Source organism: Streptomyces sp. LBL (assembly GCF_029893585.1).
Taxonomy (GTDB): domain Bacteria; phylum Actinomycetota; class Actinomycetes; order Streptomycetales; family Streptomycetaceae; genus Streptomyces.
The window spans coordinates 33,189-47,225 of the sequence record NZ_JARXYX010000043.1 but is presented as its reverse complement, the minus strand read 5'-3'; the positions used below and the strand labels follow the sequence as shown (position 1 = coordinate 47,225).

The 14,037-nt window shown below is 69.9% G+C and carries 14 protein-coding genes and 2 pseudogenes; 9 read left to right on the top strand and 7 right to left on the bottom strand.

Features of this window, described 5'->3' with window-relative positions:
• Positions 1-71 precede the first annotated feature (71 nt).
• From M2271_RS37320 to M2271_RS37310, 3 genes are all read right to left on the bottom strand, one after another.
• Positions 72-986: an MHYT domain-containing protein gene (locus M2271_RS37320; protein WP_280891906.1), complete on the bottom strand. Its 915-nt coding sequence runs from the start codon at positions 984-986 to the stop codon at positions 72-74.
• Positions 987-1,209: 223 nt separating this feature from the next.
• Entirely contained in the window at positions 1,210-1,965 is a 756-nt protein-coding gene (locus tag M2271_RS37315; protein WP_280891905.1) for a dienelactone hydrolase family protein, read from the bottom strand.
• Between the two features lie 183 nt (positions 1,966-2,148).
• Complete coding sequence (locus tag M2271_RS37310) at positions 2,149-2,769, bottom strand: L-threonylcarbamoyladenylate synthase (protein WP_280891904.1); 621 nt, start codon at positions 2,767-2,769, stop codon at positions 2,149-2,151.
• Between the two features lie 456 nt (positions 2,770-3,225).
• Between M2271_RS37310 and M2271_RS37305 the strand changes: the two genes are divergently transcribed.
• Positions 3,226-4,758, top strand: coding sequence for a helix-turn-helix domain-containing protein (locus M2271_RS37305; RefSeq protein WP_280891903.1), 1,533 nt, complete (start codon positions 3,226-3,228; stop codon positions 4,756-4,758).
• 199 nt (positions 4,759-4,957) lie between these two features.
• Here M2271_RS37305 and M2271_RS37300 read toward each other — a convergent pair.
• Positions 4,958-5,152 (bottom strand): annotated as a pseudogene (locus M2271_RS37300) (hypothetical protein); the annotation flags it as partial.
• Between the two features lie 139 nt (positions 5,153-5,291).
• On the opposite strand from M2271_RS37300, the gene M2271_RS37295 reads away from it, so the two are divergent.
• From M2271_RS37295 to ykgO, 4 genes are all read left to right on the top strand, one after another.
• Positions 5,292-5,753: a hypothetical protein gene (locus tag M2271_RS37295; RefSeq protein WP_348539225.1), complete on the top strand. Its 462-nt coding sequence runs from the start codon at positions 5,292-5,294 to the stop codon at positions 5,751-5,753.
• Positions 5,754-6,226: 473 nt separating this feature from the next.
• A complete protein-coding gene (gene rpmG / locus M2271_RS37290) occupies positions 6,227-6,391 on the top strand; it encodes a 50S ribosomal protein L33 (protein ID WP_280891902.1) in 165 nt (54 codons plus the stop codon).
• A 47-nt stretch (positions 6,392-6,438) separates the two neighbouring features.
• A complete protein-coding gene (locus M2271_RS37285) occupies positions 6,439-6,735 on the top strand; it encodes a type B 50S ribosomal protein L31 (protein ID WP_280891901.1) in 297 nt (98 codons plus the stop codon).
• A complete protein-coding gene (ykgO, locus tag M2271_RS37280) occupies positions 6,732-6,854 on the top strand; it encodes a type B 50S ribosomal protein L36 (RefSeq protein WP_030678658.1) in 123 nt (40 codons plus the stop codon). The genes M2271_RS37285 and ykgO overlap by 4 nt, the downstream gene beginning before the upstream one ends.
• A 129-nt stretch (positions 6,855-6,983) precedes the next feature.
• Here the strand turns inward: ykgO and M2271_RS37275 are convergent, their stop codons facing one another.
• The gene (locus tag M2271_RS37275) at positions 6,984-7,478 is read right to left on the bottom strand and encodes a carboxymuconolactone decarboxylase family protein (protein WP_280891936.1); all 495 of its coding nucleotides are present in this window, start codon (positions 7,476-7,478) and stop codon (positions 6,984-6,986) included.
• 295 nt (positions 7,479-7,773) lie between these two features.
• On the bottom strand, positions 7,774-8,649 hold the full coding sequence (locus tag M2271_RS37270) for a serine/threonine protein kinase (protein WP_280891900.1): 876 nt from the start codon (positions 8,647-8,649) through the stop codon (positions 7,774-7,776).
• Positions 8,650-9,024: 375 nt separating this feature from the next.
• Between M2271_RS37270 and M2271_RS37265 the strand changes: the two genes are divergently transcribed.
• The 4 genes and pseudogenes from M2271_RS37265 to M2271_RS37250 all read left to right on the top strand — a co-directional run bounded on the left by M2271_RS37265 (position 9,025) and on the right by M2271_RS37250 (position 12,735).
• A complete protein-coding gene (locus M2271_RS37265) occupies positions 9,025-10,548 on the top strand; it encodes an MFS transporter (RefSeq protein ID WP_280891935.1) in 1,524 nt (507 codons plus the stop codon).
• A 567-nt stretch (positions 10,549-11,115) separates the two neighbouring features.
• Positions 11,116-11,382 (top strand): annotated as a pseudogene (locus tag M2271_RS37260) (MarR family transcriptional regulator); the annotation flags it as partial.
• Between the two features lie 376 nt (positions 11,383-11,758).
• Positions 11,759-11,947 carry a hypothetical protein gene (locus tag M2271_RS37255; protein ID WP_280891899.1) on the top strand — a complete coding sequence of 63 codons (189 nt, stop codon included), beginning with the start codon at positions 11,759-11,761 and terminating at the stop codon, positions 11,945-11,947.
• A gap of 128 nt (positions 11,948-12,075) precedes the next feature.
• Positions 12,076-12,735: a YceI family protein gene (locus M2271_RS37250; RefSeq protein ID WP_280891898.1), complete on the top strand. Its 660-nt coding sequence runs from the start codon at positions 12,076-12,078 to the stop codon at positions 12,733-12,735.
• A 133-nt stretch (positions 12,736-12,868) separates the two neighbouring features.
• Here M2271_RS37250 and M2271_RS37245 read toward each other — a convergent pair whose 3' ends face one another.
• Positions 12,869-13,309: a hypothetical protein gene (locus tag M2271_RS37245; protein WP_280891897.1), complete on the bottom strand. Its 441-nt coding sequence runs from the start codon at positions 13,307-13,309 to the stop codon at positions 12,869-12,871.
• Positions 13,310-14,037 lie beyond the last annotated feature (728 nt).

The window sequence follows — 14,037 nt, the reverse complement described above, 5'->3', positions numbered from 1 at the left end:
CATTGCCTCACGTCGCCGTACGGGCGGTCAGGAGTCTTGTGTACGGCACCGGGATCGGACCGGACCGACGGCTACCATCGCCGCCCGCGAAGAGCGCCCTGGTGCGGATCCGGTGGTGCGAGAGCGGGGCCGTGCCGGTGTACGGAATCGGCGACCGCCCCGTAGGGGGAGCCGGGCCGGGCGTCGGGCGGGGGAGCCGCCGGTGCTTCGGCCCTGGCCCTCCGGGGCTGCCCGCCCTCGTTCCACTCGCCGTCGCCCAGGACCAGCAGGGGATCGAACATGACGACCACGCCCGCCAGCACCAGGAAGACGACCGGCCCCAGCAGCATGGGCAGCAGCAGCTCAGCGGGCGAGTCTTCCGCCCAGGCACCGCTGTCGCCGTTGTGCACGTGCACACTGACGGCGGCCATCCCCGTGTAGTGCATCCCGGACACGGCCACACCCATGATCATGCTCGCGCCGAGGCTCGTCAGGAAGCCGCGGACGGAAACGGCCGCCCACAGGGCCGCCGTGGCCGCGGCGATCGCGATCACCACGGAGAGCGCGACGACCACCGGGTCGAAGCTGAAGTCCCCGTTCAACTGCATCGCCGCCATGCCCAGGTAGTGCATCGCGGCGACACCGAGACCGGTGATCACGCCGGCGACGCCGAGCGTGGTGCGGCCCGCGCCGCGCCGGCCGACGATGAACACGCCGATGCCGACGACGACGACCGACACGGCGAGACTGAGCAACGTCAGCGGCACGTCGTAGTGGATCCCGGCTTCCTCGACCTGGAAACCCATCATGGCGATGAAGTGCATCGTCCAGATGCCGCAGCCGATCGAGGCGGCGCCCAGCGCCAGCCACCCGGTCTTCCACGCCTGGTCGTCCAGCAGGGTACGGACAATGCACCGCAGCCCCAGAGCCCCACCGATACACGCCATCAAGTACGCCGCGACGGGGGTGACCGCTCCATAGCGGAACCCGTCAATCGTGCCTTCCATAGCCAACTCTCCCCCAGAGCCACCGCTTTCTGGGGAAGGTCTACGGGTATGACACGAGTAAAGCAAGGCGTTACCGCTGGTAGGAGGCCAACTCGCGATCATTGGGATCGAATTCGGCCATCCACGGAAGAGTTTGAGCCACTGAACAGCGAGTTTCGGCCACTCGCCCTCTCCCGGTACATAGCGGTAGGCAGGCTCTCCGGTCGTCCGCTCCGACGTCGAGTCAGAACGTTCGCTTCAGGAGGTCCAGCAGAGCGGCCCAGTGCCGTTCGTCGCCCGCGCGGTCGTACGCGGAGGTGTCGACCTGCGTGTATCCGTGGTGTGCGCCGGTGTAGACCTCGCAGGTGTGGCGGACACCGGCCGCGGTGAGGGCCTCCTCCAGGCGTTCGATCTGCTCGACGGGCAGCGACGGGTCCTGGTCGGCGTGCCCGAAGTACAGTTCGGCGGTGATGTTTTCGGCCACCAGATGCCAGCTGTCCGGGGCGTCGGTCGCGAGGTGCCCGCCGTGGAAGCCGGCCGCCGCGGCGACCCGCTCCGGGTAGGTGCCCGCGGTGAGCAGGGCGAGCCGGGCGCCCATGCAGTAGCCGGTGAGGGCGACCGGACCGTCGACGACCGCCGGGGAGCCGGCCAGCCGGCGCAGGTAGGCGTCGGCGTCCCGCGCCGCGAGCTCCGGAGTCAACGACCGTATGAGCGGGACGATCTCCTCGAAGATCTCCGGACGCGCGGCCGGATCGATGAACTCCGGCAGGTCGACCACGGGCGCACGCCCGTGCCGGTAAAACAGGTTGGGCACCAGGACCGTGTAACCGGCCTCGGCCAGCCGGTCCGCCATCGACCTCAGCTGCGGGCGCAGTCCGAAGGCGTCCATGTAGAGCACGACCCCGGGGTGCGGTTTCCCGTCAGCGGGATGGGCGAGGTAGGCGTCCGCGATGCCGTCCTCGGTGGGGATGTCGACAACTGTGCCCTGTACGGCGGTCATGTCGGGGCTGCCTCTCTGAAGCGGGGGAGTCGGCGCACGCCCTGCCCGCCAGGAGGGGGCCAGGCCGGATCATGGTGGCACGCGGCCCTTGTCCCGCCACGCCCGCCCCCGCATGCTCCGGCCCGGGCTCCGGCTCCCGCTCCTGCTCCTGCTCCTGCTCCCGCTCCAGTTCCGGCAGAACTCCTACTCGAACCGTGTCGTGTCGCCCGCGCCCTTGCGGATGATCTCGGCCTCGCCGCCGGAGAAGTCGATGACCGTGGTCGGCTCGGTGCCGCAGTCGCCCGAGTCGACCACCGCGTCCAGGACGTGATCGAGCCGGTCCTTGATCTCCCAGCCCTGGGTCATCGGCTCCTCCTCGTCGGGCAGCAGCAGCGTGCTCGACAGCAGCGGCTCCCCGAGCTCGGTGAGGAGCGCCTGAGTGACGACATGGTCGGGGATGCGAACGCCGACGGTCTTCTTCTTGGGGTGCTGGAGCATCCGCGGCACGTCCTTCGTCGCGGGCAGAATGAAGGTGTAGCTGCCCGGGGTCGACGCCTTGATCGCGCGGAACACGTCGTTGTCGATCCGTACGAACTGGCCGAGCTGCGCGAAGTCCTGGCACACGAGGGTGAAGTGGTGCCGGTCGTCCAGCCGGCGGATGGTCCGGATCCGGTCGATGCCGTCACGGCTGCCGAGCCGGCAGCCCAGTGCGTAGCAGGAATCCGTCGGGTACGCGATGAGCGCGCCGGAGCGGATGCTGTCGGCGACCTGCGAGATGGTGCGCGGCTGGGGGTTTTCGGGGTGCACGTCGAAGTACTTCGCCATCTGCCGAGCTTATGCCCCACGCGGGTGTCCGGCGGCCGGGCCCCCACGTGGGGCCCACCCGGAGCCGTATGCCGCCGGGGCGGGCCGGTCGTACGCCACTGAGGTGGGCCGGTCGCTCGGCGGGCGGAGATCCGGTGTGCGCCGGGCCCACCGACTGCCGGCCTACCGAATGCTGCCTGGGCCGGACGACGATGCCGGGAACGCGGCGACGAACTCGGCGACCTCGGCACGGGTGTCGTCCGCGCGCCAGAGCAGGGCCAGTGCGGCCGGGACGGGGAGGCGTTGCGGCGGCGGATGCCCGGCACATCCACGTCCACGTCCGCGTCCGTGGGTAGCCGGACAAGCCGGGCCCCTGCGGCACCTGTTCGACCGGAAGGGGTGAGGTACCGTACCGGACGGTATGCCGCGGAACGGGCGAAGGGCGAACGGGCGAACGGGCGCGAGAGGAAGGGCGACGTGGCGGGACGGGAGAACAGGGAACGTCGTTCGGAGGCGCGGGGCGGCGAGGAGGCGGCCTGGGCGCGGGAACTCCTCGACCATCTGCGGCCGGCCGAGCGCGACGTCCGCCGGGTCGTCGCCTGGCTCGCGGACGCCGTCCAGGGCGCCGCATCCCTCCAGGACGGCAGCGGCGCCCTCCTCGCCGGCACCCGCGTCGCGGTGGACGAGAACCTGGTCGCGGACCTCGTCACCGGCCGCATCGCCTCCGTCTCCTGGGAAGGGCAGCGGCACCACCTGCGCCTGGTGCGGGTGGAGCGCCCACAACCGGGCGCCGCCGCAGTGCTCGCCGTGTCCCGCCCCGCCCCGTTCGACCGGCGTGCCTCGGAGGTCGTGCTGCGCACCGCCCAGGTCCTCGAACTGCTGCTGCGGGCCCGGGAGACGACCGCGGCCGGCCACCGGCTGCGGCGGGCGGCGTCCGATCTGCGGCTGGCGATCCTGCAACTGCTGATGGTGGAGGACACTGTCTCGGCCCGCCGCGTCGCCGCAGGGCTGTGGCCAGGACTCCTCGACACGGACACCGCCTGCGTCTACGTCCTGGAGGGCGACGCCGCGGCACGCGACCGGCTCGCCGAGGCATGCCTCGACGCGACGGAGGGACAGGCCCTGGTGGTGCGCTGTCCCGCCGTCGACGAACACGTGATCGTCGTGACTCCCGGCGAGTCCGCCGCCGAGGCCCTGCGGTCGCTGATCGACCGGTACCCCGGCACCTTCCTCGGCGGCAGCGTCCGGCAGAGCCTCGCCCGCACCGCCACCGCCTACGGACAGGCCGTCAGCGCCCTCGCCGTGGCCCACTTCCGGCCGGAGAAGACGGCCGTCTACGCCGAACGCACCCACCCCGAACGCCTGATGGACCCGGCTGTGCTCCGCGCATGGACCGCCCTCCTGCTGCGGCCCCTCGACACCCTTGCGCACCACACCCGCGCCGAACTCCTCGCCACCACCCGGCTGGGACTGGAGTTCACCGCCGTCAGCGCCGCCAAGATCCTCGGCGTGAGCCGCAACACCGTGCGGGCCCGCATGGAACGTGTCGAAGGCCTGCTGTGCACGGACTTCGCCCACCTCCCCGTCCGCGCGGTCGCCCACCTGGCCCTCAACACCCAGATCGGTCTCTCCGAGGCGCCGGCCGAGGGCTCCGGGCCGGCGCCGGCCTCCGCCCGGCTCATCGACCTGCTGGCAGGGACCGCCGTACGGGCTTGGGCCTGCGACCTTCTCGGACGGCTGGACACGGACGCCCGCGACCTGCGCCGGACCCTGCGCGGCTGGATCGCCGCCGGAGGCAACGCCGAACGCGCCGCGCACGCCCTGGGCATGCACGCCCAGACCGTGCGCGACCACGTCCGCAGCGCGGAGCCCGTCCTCGAACGCCGGCTCCTCGCCGCCGGCAGCGACCTCTACGAGGTCGTCCTCGCCCATCTCGCCGTCGGTGATCTCGAACCACCGGTCCTCGACCGGACCAAACCGGGCTATCCGGACTCACCTGTGCACGGGTGAGTCCTCAGGGCGGCGCAGCGCGCATGGACGCGATTCCCAACGGTTCTTCCCGCCACGTAGGTTCTACGCACCACGGGGGCACGACCGGAACGGGGGACCGGTCGCGCTCCCGTGACGCAGCCGTGAAGGCGCCGAACTGGGCAAGGGGCTCCTGCGCGCGACTCGACGGCAGCTGACACCGGCTCACCCGCAGGCCCGGTCACCGCGGAACATCGGTGCCCGGGCCTCGGTCGTTCCTCGTGGACCGGCTGGGAGCCGGCGTGCCGAGCAGGTCGCGCAGCGCCTTGGCGATGTCCGCCGGCGCCTCCTCGGCCATGAAGTGTCCGCAGGTCACAGTCGAGTGCCGCAGGTCCGTCGCCCAGGCGCCCCACAGGGCGGCGGCGTCGTATCCGAGCCGTCTCCAGGCCCGCTGTGCACGGGCCGATCTGGCCGGAGCCGACCACCACGCACAGGCCGCCGACGCCCTGGCCGAGCGCCACGAACTCCCCCTGGCGTCCGTCTTCACCACCTGGTACCGGGCGCTGCGCACCTCGATGACCGAGCCCCTGTACACAGCCGAAGCCGCCTACCGCGGCGCCGCCGCACTGCTGGACGGCTGCGGAATGCCCGGTCTCGAGTCCGGGCTGCTGCCGCTGGCCCTGCTGTGCCTGTACGTGCGTCACGAACAGCACCTCGTCCCGGAGCCGCTGGGTGACTGGGGACCGTACGAGCCGTGGGTGCGTCCGCTGCTGCTGGTGGCCGAGGGGCGCGAGGAGGAGGCCGCGCGCCTGCTCACGTCCTTACCGTCCCCGCCCCGCGACCTGCTGCACGAGGCGCTGTGGTGTTTGCTCGCGCACACGGCGATCCGCGTGGGTGACCGTACGACGATGCGGCGGGCCCACACCGCGCTCGCACCGGCAGCGGGGGAACTCGCGGGCGCCGGCAGCGGGTTGCTGAGTCTCGGTCCGGTCGCCGCCTGGCTGGAGGCGCTCGCCGCGGGACTCCGGCACACCTGAAGGGGGAGCGGTGGTGCTGATGACGACTCCCTTGGTGGATCAGGTGGTCAGGGCCGACGGAGCGGCGTGATCCATCAAACTTTCGGGGCCGCCGCCCGCACCATGAGGAACAACAGGAAGAAACACGACGGGACGATGAGTTTTCCCCGCTGCCACCGTCACCCGGGAGACCTCACCGTCCGACGGCCCGGTCGCCTGGGAGCAGGACTTCACCCTCATCCACCGCAGGAGTCGCTGACATGGGAGCCGACGGACCGGCGGTCGGGACCGCACGCGCCATCATCGTTCCGGTCCGGCTGATCACAGCCGGCGGGATTCGGCGGTCGTCCTCCGAAGAGGCCCCGAAGAGGCCCGGAGATGCCCCCCGAAGAGGCGGGAATGTACCGGCGGGGGGCTGCGTTGAACCCCACGTAGCTGACATGCGCGGACCAAGAAGCCCGTGGATCCGTGGATGTGGGCGGAAGGAGGACCTCATGGCACGCAACACCGTGCGCCCCGTCGTCACGCTGAGGTCGACGGCCGGGACCGGCACCACCTACGTGACCCGCAAGAACCGTCTCAACGACCCCGACCGACTGGTCCTGCGCAAGTACGACCCGGTGACCGGGGAGCACGTCGCCTTCCGCGAGGAGCGATGACCACAACCAACTCCCCTCGCCCGGACGGCCGTAAGGAAGGACACACCATGAGGCCCGACATCCACCCCGTCTCCCGCCCGGTCGTTTTCCACGACCGTGCGGCGGGAGCCACGTTCCTCACCCGCTCGACCGCGCCCTCGACGCGGACGACCGAGTGGACGGACGGAGTCACCTACCCGCTGATCGACGTCGAGATCTCGTCGGCCAGCCACCCGTTCTACACCGGAACGTCGCGGGTCGTGGACACCGCGGGCCGGGTGGAGCGGTTCGAGCGACGCTACGGCGGCCACCGCCCGCCGCTGACCGCAGTCCAGAGTCCGAGCAGGAAGGAGGGCAGGACATGAAGGTGCGCAATTCCCTGCGTTCGCTGAAGTCCAAGCCGGGAGCCCAGGTGGTACGCCGCCGGGGCGTGACGTACGTGATCAACAAGAAGGATCCGCGCTTCAAGGCCCGCCAGGGCTGAGGCGACGCGTCCCTCAGGCCGGCCCGGCCACCACGACACGCGGTGGCCGGGCCGACCGCTGTGCGGGCCCCGCGATGCGGCAGACCGGCCGACGGGCAGCCTCGTGGGGCATCGGCCGGCCGAGAGCCGTCACACCGATGACGGCGGCGGCACCGCAGCAGCACGCACGGGATGCTTGCTCATGACCGACACCCGGTTGAAAGCGTTGATCGTGATCGCCACCCAGATCACCGCCGACATCTCGTCGTCGGACAGGACGGCCCGTGCCTCGGCGTAGGCGCTCTCCTGTGCCCGGGCGTCCGCCGGATGCGTGGTGGCCTCCGCAAGTGCGAGCGCGGCCCGCTCCCGGGCCGTGAACAGCTGGGTGTCCCGCCAGGCCGGAAGGACACCCAGTCGCTGGGTGGTCTCCCCGGCCCGCAGCGCGGCCCTGGTGTGCAGGTTGAGGCAGTACGCGCAAGCGTTGAGCTGGGACACCCGGATGTTGACGAGTTCGACGAGCGGCCGGTCCAGCCCCGCCGCGGCGGCGACGCCCCGCACGGCTTCGGCCGTGGCCGTCAGGGCCTGGTACGCCTCGGGACTCTGCTTGTCGACGAAGACCCGTACGCCGGTGGCCGCCGCTGCCATATCTGTCACGTGCACTCCTCGATCGCGATCTCTAGCGGATCGTCCTATCACGTGCCGAGAACCCCGGCCGCGCCGGGAAGGCGAGCCGGGGTTCTCAGCAGCGGGTGTGTCGCACGGCACTGAGCCTGCCGCACGGCAGCCGGTGCACCGCACGGCCCTGCCCCCGCAAGCTCGGCAGTGGGCGCCGGTGGCGGGCGGACCGAGGCCGGCAGTCCGGCGGGGCCCCTCGATCTTTTCTCCGCCGCGGACGATCTTCTGGCCGCCGCGGAGATCAGGGCTTTCACCCAGGCAGATGTCAGAGACGGCGCCGGATCAGCCGCTCGTGCGCGGGAGGCGACGACGCCGCAGCTTCGGACGCCGCCGCATCCGCCGCCGTCGGACAGGGTGCGACGCCGCGCCGGGGCAGCAGCGAGAGATGCTCCTCGTGCACCAGGTTGAAGCGCAGCGCCAGCGTCACGACGTCCTCGCGCTTGGCGCCCACCCGGCCGCCGTCCTTCGGACCGTACGCGGGCAGGTCGTCCTCCTGGACGGTGCGCAGCCTCAGCTTCGCGGACGTCAGGTAGTCGATGTGGTAGTTCACCGCCGAGCGGGTCAGGTCACGGCACGACTCCAGGGGACGCAGCCGCTCGACGATCTCCCCGGCACCGGGCAGGGCCGCGCCGGAGGAACTGCGCAGCCTGGGCTCGCACAGCGCGACCAGGACCAGGAAGTACTTCGACGTCGGGTCGAGCGAGAAGGGACTGACGGTCCGCTCCCCGTAGTCGGGACCCGCCCCGTCCTGCGCGTAGGCGTGCTGCGGCGCGAATACCTTGAACATGGCGGTGCCGTCCAGCGCGGGCAGTACGACCCGTGAGAACTCGAACGGAATGGGGGCACCGAGCCGCCCCGGCGCGACCTTGACGTATTCGCCGGCCCCTTCGAGGTTCTCCACCACATAGGTGGACGTGGCGCTGAAGTTCGACAACCTCCAGAAATCCCCGGCGGCCTCGATGCGTCCGGCGTTGCGCGACACCCCCGGATCGGTCAGCACGATGGCCGGTAACTCGCCGGGAACTCCCCGGCCGAAGTCCTTCGTCTCACCAGGCCCCATGTGCAGAAGTCGCGGTTTCTGTCTCATTCTTCTGTGGCGTGCCGGTGTTTCTTCGGGCAACTGCACGATAACGGTGTCCATAACACTCGTTCCCCCGTCGTGGTCATGGGGATTTTAAGGTCCCGATGACCTTTCCCGGAACGCCGGAACAGGTCGTTCTCGACCCCTTCTTCTCGCGGGCGCCGCCGCCCTGACCGGATCCGAACATCGACGGAATCACCGGCGGCAGCCCGGCGGTCGCTTACCGGGCCCACGCCCGACTGATCGACAAACACCTGGAGATGTGGCAGCGGCTGAGCGTGGGCGGCAAGGGGCCGCCCACCTCGATGTCCTCGTCGGGGTGGGCGTTTGCTGTGTGGCGCGCGCAAACCCGGGCAGTAGAAGTGACGTGCGCCGGACGATCGGCGCGACCCAGGCAATATCGGAAGAAAGGCGGAAATTGTGGTAGGCGCGAAGCTGGAGGATCAGCCCGATCCGCCGAACAGGGGGCCCGTCCCGAAGTCCGTCGCGAACCTCCCGCACCAGGTCCGGGAGGAACTGACCCGGCGGCTGCGCCGGAACAAGGGTGCCTTCCGCGAGGAGGACGTCCAGGTCGTCGAACGGCCGCTGCTGAAGCGGGCCGTCAGCGCCTCCGCACTCGGCAACTGCATGGAATGGTTCGACTTCGGCGTCTACAGCTACCTCGCCGCCACCATCGGAAAGGTGTTCTTCCCGGGAGCCTCGCCGGCCGCCCAGGTGATCTCGTCCTTCGCGACCTTCGCGGCGGCGTTCGTCGTACGGCCCCTCGGTGGCCTCGTCTTCGGCCCGCTGGGCGACCGTATCGGCCGGCAGAAGGTGCTGGCCACCACCATGATCATGATGGCGGTCGGCACCTTCGCCATCGGCCTGATTCCCAGTTACGGCACGATCGGCATCGCCGCCCCGGTCCTTCTGCTGCTCGCCCGCATGGTCCAGGGCTTCTCCACCGGCGGCGAGTACGGCGGCGCCACCACCTTCGTCGCCGAGTACTCACCGGACCGCCGCCGCGGGTTCCTCTCCAGCTGGCTCGACTTCGGCACCTTCACCGGCTACGCGCTCGGCTCGGCCCTGGTCACCGTACTGAACCTGCTGCTCTCCGACACGGAGATGCTCTCGTGGGGCTGGCGCATCCCGTTCCTGATCGCCGGGCCCCTCGGCGTCATCGGCCTGTACATGCGGCTCAAGCTGGAGGAGTCCCCGGCCTTCCAGCAGCAGTTGGACGAGCACGAGAAGAGCCTCGCCCAGGAGTCGACCGGCGACGAGCTGCGGACCATCGTCAAGGACCACTGGCGGCCCCTGCTCATCTGCATGGGCCTCGTCCTGCTCTACAACGTCACCAACTACATGGTCACCGGCTTCCTGCCCACCTATCAGACGGAGACCCTGAACCGTTCCAGCGGTTCCGCCGACGTCCTGGTCCTGATCGGCATGGTGTGGATCGTGCTGCTGATCACCTTCCTCGGCCGGCTCAGCGACCGCGTCGGCCGACGGCCCCTCTACGGCGTCTCGGCGGCCGCGATGATCGTCCTTGCCGTTCCGTCCTTCCTCCTGATCAAGGCGGACGGAACCTGGCCACCGATCTTCGGCGTCCTCATCCTCTCCACCCTGCTGGCCTGCTTCGCCGCCCCGAGCGCCGCCACCCTGCCCGCGCTGTTCCCGACCGCCGTCCGCTACGCCGCCATGGGCATCGGCTTCAACTTCGCCGTCGCCATCTTCGGAGGCACCACCCCGTTGGTGACCGAGGCGCTGATCAGCCTCACCGGTGACGACCTGATGCCCGCCTACTACCTGATGCTGGCCGGCGTCATCGGCCTGGTGACGGTGAGGTTCCTGCCGGAGAGCTCCCAGGTCCCGCTCAACGGCTCGCAGCCGATGGTCGGTTCGCAGGAAGAACAGCAGGAACTGATCAGCACCTCCACGGACCTGTACCAGGTGGAAGGCCAGTACAGCGGCGTCCGCTGAACGGGCCCGCTCGGCGCCCCCACCGCTACCCGCGTCTCGACGGCGTGGTGCACCCGCACGCCATGGCGGCCGTACAGCCGGGGTAACCCCGCCCCCGTGGCGTTGGAGGTGTCCACTCCCGGCCCTACCGTGTCGCGCTGTCGCGCTCGCGGTGAAGGCGGTGAACGGGAGCCGGAGCCAAAAACCCTCCGAGCCAATGGCCCTGCGCCTCACGCAGGGCCCGACGCTCCGGCCTCCCCTCCCCTCCCCTCCCCTCGCGGTCGTCCCGGCCGAGCAGGAACCCGACGTCCTACGTCCTGCCGTACTGGGTCTCGGGGGAGCTTTGACGACCGAAACGCGGTGTCGACCGGCGATGTCCCCCGGCCGGCCTCCTTGGGGAGCGGCACCTGCCGCCTGGGGTATGCTTGATCCAGAACGCGGCGCCGAACTTCCGGTGTCCGACAGTGCGTTGGTGGTCCAAGGAAAGACGCCCCGCTTCCTGCGGGGAGATGCAGGTGCAAGGCCTGCCCAGCGCTCGAACAAGGAACCCCACCCCGTGTATGCAGGGTGGGGTTCCTGCATGTCGGGCAGACCAACCCTGACAACCGCCGGGAGACCCGGCTGCGGCTCACTGACGAAGGACGACGCACCGTCGAGGACGTCACCGCCCGGCGCCGCGCGGAGATCGCCGCGATCGTCGGAGACCTCGCACCCCAGCAGCGGGCCACACTCGTCGAGGCGCTCACCGCGTTCAACGCGCCCGCGGGAGAGGAACCTCACGCGGCGGCCCTGGACGACCCCGAACCGCACTCGCTGGGCTGGACGATGCCCGTCGCCATGGCTCACGACGCCTGAGGGTCCGGCCCGGCCCCGTGCGTAAAGCTACACGCTGAAGCGCCTGAACGAGTCAGCCCAGAAATCGAAAGATCCCGCCTGTTGATAGTTCAACGGGGAGTACTGCGACAAATGCCCTCCCGGCGTCGTCGTCATCCGTCGGCGTATAGGCCGGGCGCCGAACAAGGCTCTCGGTCACCAAAATTCGAATCACTCGAATTGCGGTTTCATGAACCCCCACAAAGTCCCACAGAGCATCAATCGGGTGTGCCTTTGGAGCCTGCGGGTTGTTGGCCGACAGCTCACAAGAGCCGGGTGCGCGGCGGCTGGTGAAGCGGCAGGGAAGGTGCCCCCGGCGCGGGTGGTTCCGCCCATGGCGGCGGCAGGGGGCGCTGTCGTGGACCGCTTCGGTCTGTACGCGGACCGCTTCGGCCTGCAACTGACGCTCGTGCTCTTCCTGTCCGTGGTCGTGATCGTGGTCACATTCTCCGGCGTTTGGTATTCGAGATGGTCGGCCGGGAAGTCATTGATCATCGGGCTTGCATTCACCGCCCATTCCCTCTGCTTTCTGGGAATCGGGTGGTGAATGTGTGGAGCTTTTGGTGCCTGCTCATGCCCAGAGGGTGTGCGGGTTGTGTGGTGGTGGGCCCGGAAAGCGCCGGTTTTCGTTACGGGGCTTGCGACAAGATCTCTCGTGCAGTAATCAGGTGAATCATGAACTTGTTCAGCCGTGGCACCGTGTTCCGCCGCCCGGAGCCCGCCGTCGCTCCCTCGCCCTCCACCCTGTCGCCGGTCCCCGACCCGGCGCTCCTCCCGGATCCCCGTCTGACGGCTCTGACCGGAGAATGGATCATCGACCCCGCACACAGCAGGATCGGTTTCTCCGTGCGACACGCCATGGTGACCACGGTGCGGGGAGCTTTCACGGAGTACGAGAGCCGCCTCTACTTCGACGGCCTCGAACCGGACAGGTCGACGGCGGAGATCATCCTGTCCACCTCCAGTGTCGACACGGGTGTGGAACAGCGGGACGCCCATCTGGTCGGGCGGGACTTCCTGGATGCCAGGGCTCATCCGCGCATACGGTTCGTCAGCACCGCCGTGGACGTGGCGGGCGCGGACGTCTACCGGATGGCCGGCGACCTCACCATCAAGGCCACGACCCGGCCCGTCGTCCTGGAGCTCACCTACATAGGACATGTCACCGACCCGTTCGGCTACGAGCGGGTGGGCTTCGACGGAACCACCACCATCAACCGCTCGGAATGGGGTCTGACGTACAGCTCCAAACTGGCCGAAGGCGGCGCCATGGTGAGTGAGAAGGTCCGTCTCCAATTCGACATCGCCGCCATCCGCGCCCTCCCCGCGGGCTGATCACACCCTCAACCACCTGGTACTCGGTGACACAGCGGGCTGGACCGACACCGTCGGCACGGGCACCGCGCACATCGCCGGCCTGGTCGAGCCGACGCCCGACCAGGCTGACGATGTGCCCGGCCGGCTCGGTCTAACCGGCTGAGGGGGAGGCGCCGGACGACCGCCCTTCCTCGATGGTGCCGCCGAGCTTCGCGCGTGCCGCTTCCATGGCCGAGCGCGGGGTCGCCGAGAGCACCCAGCGGCTCCCGACGAGGTACACACCGCCGTACATCTGCGCGACGTCGAGCCATTCGCGCTGGCCTTTGGCCGTGTCGAACGTCAGCAGCACATACTCGGCCGAGCCTGACTTGCACATGCCCTGACGGTAGTCGAGGGTCTTGCCCGGAACCTTGGGCTTCCCGCAGTCGACCGCTGCGGCGAGCTTCTCCAGGGTCATCGGCTTCGCGCTGGGCACGGTCTGCTTGTGGTCGACCCGTTCCTCGGTCGAGGCGCCGGCACAGCCGGCGAGAAGGAGCGCCGCGGCGGTCATGAGCGCCGGACCACTGAGCAGGCGGCGGAGGGGGCGGTGCATCGGAACTCCAAATGCGGGGCAGGGGCTGATCCGTCCCTCGGATGTACGGGGCGGACCTGCCCCCCGTTCACGCGTCGAGCCCGGCCGGGCCGTGAACTTCCGCCCGGCTACCGGCACAGGGGCAGTCCGGTGAGGAAGCGGCCCAGCGGGCCGGAGATGATCCGGTGGTCGTGGAGGGAGGGGGCCAGTCGCAGCCAAGACGGTCGACGCCGGGATCGTCGTAGTGCCAGTGGAGGCGCAACCGGTTGTCCCCACGCCGCTCGCGTTCCTGGACGGTGTGCTCGTTGCTCGTTGCTCGTTGCTCGTTGCTCGTTGCTCGTTGCTCGTTGCTCGTTGCTCGTTGCTCGTTGCTCGGCGCTCGGCGCTCGGCGCTCGGTGTTCTGGGCTCCGGGCGAACGCGGCCGTGTCGTGTTGGCGGGGTACGCGGAGCTGACCAGGATGAAGAACCTCCTGCGGCCGTTCCGGGCCCCCAGCCGGTCCAGGAAGCCGTGACGGGCGGCCCGGAGGTGGCGGCCAACTCCGCCTGTGCGGCCCAGCGTTCACCTGGGTCGAGGGGCGTGGAGAAGTCGTTGGTGCCCAGGCCGGCCACGATGAACTGCGGACGCCAGATGATGCGGCCCGCGGCCCGCGGTCTCATGAGATCGTTGGCTCTCCGAAATCCCCGAGGCACCGGTCCGACCGATTCCGCGGCGCTGGTGCCACGGATGCCGGGATGCCGAACCGACGGG

Excerpts from the sequence above, each read along its gene's own strand:
- rpmG (WP_280891902.1), top strand. The coding sequence starts at position 6,227 with ATGGCACGCAACACCGTGCGCCCCGTCGTCACGCTGAGGTCGACGGCC.
- M2271_RS37320 (WP_280891906.1), bottom strand. The coding sequence starts at position 986 with ATGGAAGGCACGATTGACGGGTTCCGCTATGGAGCGGTCACCCCCGTC.
- M2271_RS37250 (WP_280891898.1), top strand. The coding sequence starts at position 12,076 with ATGAACTTGTTCAGCCGTGGCACCGTGTTCCGCCGCCCGGAGCCCGCC.
- M2271_RS37285 (WP_280891901.1), top strand. The coding sequence starts at position 6,439 with ATGAGGCCCGACATCCACCCCGTCTCCCGCCCGGTCGTTTTCCACGAC.
- M2271_RS37310 (WP_280891904.1), bottom strand. The coding sequence starts at position 2,769 with ATGGCGAAGTACTTCGACGTGCACCCCGAAAACCCCCAGCCGCGCACC.
- ykgO (WP_030678658.1), top strand. The coding sequence starts at position 6,732 with ATGAAGGTGCGCAATTCCCTGCGTTCGCTGAAGTCCAAGCCGGGAGCC.
- M2271_RS37295 (WP_348539225.1), top strand. The coding sequence starts at position 5,292 with ATGACCGAGCCCCTGTACACAGCCGAAGCCGCCTACCGCGGCGCCGCC.
- M2271_RS37275 (WP_280891936.1), bottom strand. The coding sequence starts at position 7,478 with ATGGCAGCGGCGGCCACCGGCGTACGGGTCTTCGTCGACAAGCAGAGT.
- M2271_RS37315 (WP_280891905.1), bottom strand. The coding sequence starts at position 1,965 with ATGACCGCCGTACAGGGCACAGTTGTCGACATCCCCACCGAGGACGGC.
- M2271_RS37245 (WP_280891897.1), bottom strand. The coding sequence starts at position 13,309 with ATGCACCGCCCCCTCCGCCGCCTGCTCAGTGGTCCGGCGCTCATGACC.
- M2271_RS37270 (WP_280891900.1), bottom strand. The coding sequence starts at position 8,649 with ATGGACACCGTTATCGTGCAGTTGCCCGAAGAAACACCGGCACGCCAC.